This window comes from Polynucleobacter sp. UK-Kesae-W10, assembly GCF_018881575.1.
Lineage (GTDB): Bacteria > Pseudomonadota > Gammaproteobacteria > Burkholderiales > Burkholderiaceae > Polynucleobacter.
In genome coordinates this window covers 1-1,693 of sequence record NZ_JACVQB010000010.1, presented here as the reverse complement: position 1 = coordinate 1,693, position 1,693 = coordinate 1, and the positions used below count along the sequence as shown (strand labels likewise).

The following is a 1,693-nucleotide window of genomic DNA, read 5'->3' as shown; positions in this document are numbered from 1 at the left end:
TTGGCATTATTAACAGTAGCGCTACTAATGGCAGTAATGGTTTCGCTATTGACTAGGCCATTAGTCGTAAAGGCTGTTGGGGTAATCGTAGTGCTCTTAGCATAGGTGCCGGTGATGGTGATGCCAAGAGCAGCCTTAGCAATGTTGGCTGTACCTAAGGTGGGTTGAGTCAGGCTGTAATTACCAACCGATGCGCCATCAATAGTATCGGCAGCTGTGACGGTTAAGCCATTACCTGCCCCGGCTTGGCTAAAGGTAGCTGCTTGAGTCAGGCTCACCGTATCACCAGACACCACGCCAACTAATGAGCCACCAGTCACGGTTGCCGTTCTAGTGCCGTCGTAATTCTTATTCGCAACGGTGCTACCAGTCACTGTCAACGCTTTCGCGTTAATCGTGGCGGTATTTTGAGTGGTACCTGCCGTGGTGTTGTACGCAGCAGTAATAGCATAGTTATTCATCAACGCAGTACCACCACTGATGGTGATACCAGTCACATAGTTAGTGCCGTTATCAGCTACGTTGGCGCTATTGACGGTAGCACTGCTAATCGCAGTAATGGTTTCACTATTAACTAGGCCATTAGTCGTAAAGGCTGTTGGGGTAATGCTGGTTGAGCCGTTATAGGTGCCAGCAATCGTGATGCCTAAGGCTGCTTTGGCAATATTGGCAGTACCTAATGTTGGCTGGGTCAAGCTGTAGTTGCCAGCAGATCCACCACCAAGCGTATCAGTTGCAGTAACGGTCAAGCCATTCCCTGCGCCGGCTTGGCTAAAGGTGCCCGCCTGCGTCAAGGTGACGGTATCACCGCTAATCACACCCACCAATGAGCCACCAGTTACAGATGCAGTTCTGCTACCGTCGTAATTCTTATTCGCAACGGTGCTACCAGTCACCGTTAAGCCCAGCTGATTGATCGTGGCGGTATTTTGAGTGGTACCTGCTGTGGTGTTGTAAGCAGCAGTAATGGCGTAGTTGCTCATAGAAGCAGTACCGCCACTGATAGTGATGCCGGTTACATAGTTCGTGCCGTTACCAGCGACGTTGGCATTATTAACAGTAGCGCTACTAATGGCAGTAATCGTTTCACTATTGACTAGGCCATTGGTTGTAAAGGCTGTTGGGGTAACAGTAGTTGAAGCGCCATAAGTAGCAGTAAGCGTGATACCTAGGGCCGCCTTAGTAATATTGGCGCTAGCTAATGTTGGCTGCGTCAAGCTGTAGTTACCGGCTGATGTGCCAGCAATACTGTCATTGGCAGTAACTGCAATCGCGTTCCCCACTCCAGTCTGACCAAAGTTACCAGCCTGGGTCAAGGTCACGGTATCGCCACTAATAACGCCCACCAATGAGCCGCCAGTAACTGTTGCAGCATAGGTGCCGTCATAAGCTCTATTGGCAACAGTACTACCAGTCACCGTCAACGCTTTAGCATTGATCGTGGCAGTATTTTGAGTAGTGCCAGATGTTGCGTTGTACGCAGTAGTAATGGCGTAGTTGCTCATGGAAGCGGTACCGCCGCTAATCGTGATGCCGGTGACGTAGTTCGTGCCGTTACCCGCTACGTTGGCATTATTAACAGTAGCGCTACTAATGGCAGTAATGGTTTCGCTATTGACTAGGCCATTAGTCGTAAAGGCTGTTGGGGTAATCGTAGTGCTCTTAGCATAGGTGCCGGTGATGGTGATGCCAA

Annotated in this window: 1 protein-coding gene; it reads right to left on the bottom strand. The window is 50.0% G+C overall.

Annotation, left to right across the window (positions count from 1 at the left end; all coding sequences use genetic code 11):
* Positions 1-1,693: S-layer family protein (locus tag ICN24_RS10260; RefSeq protein ID WP_255532652.1), on the bottom strand; the 1,693-nt coding region annotated here is incomplete at both ends.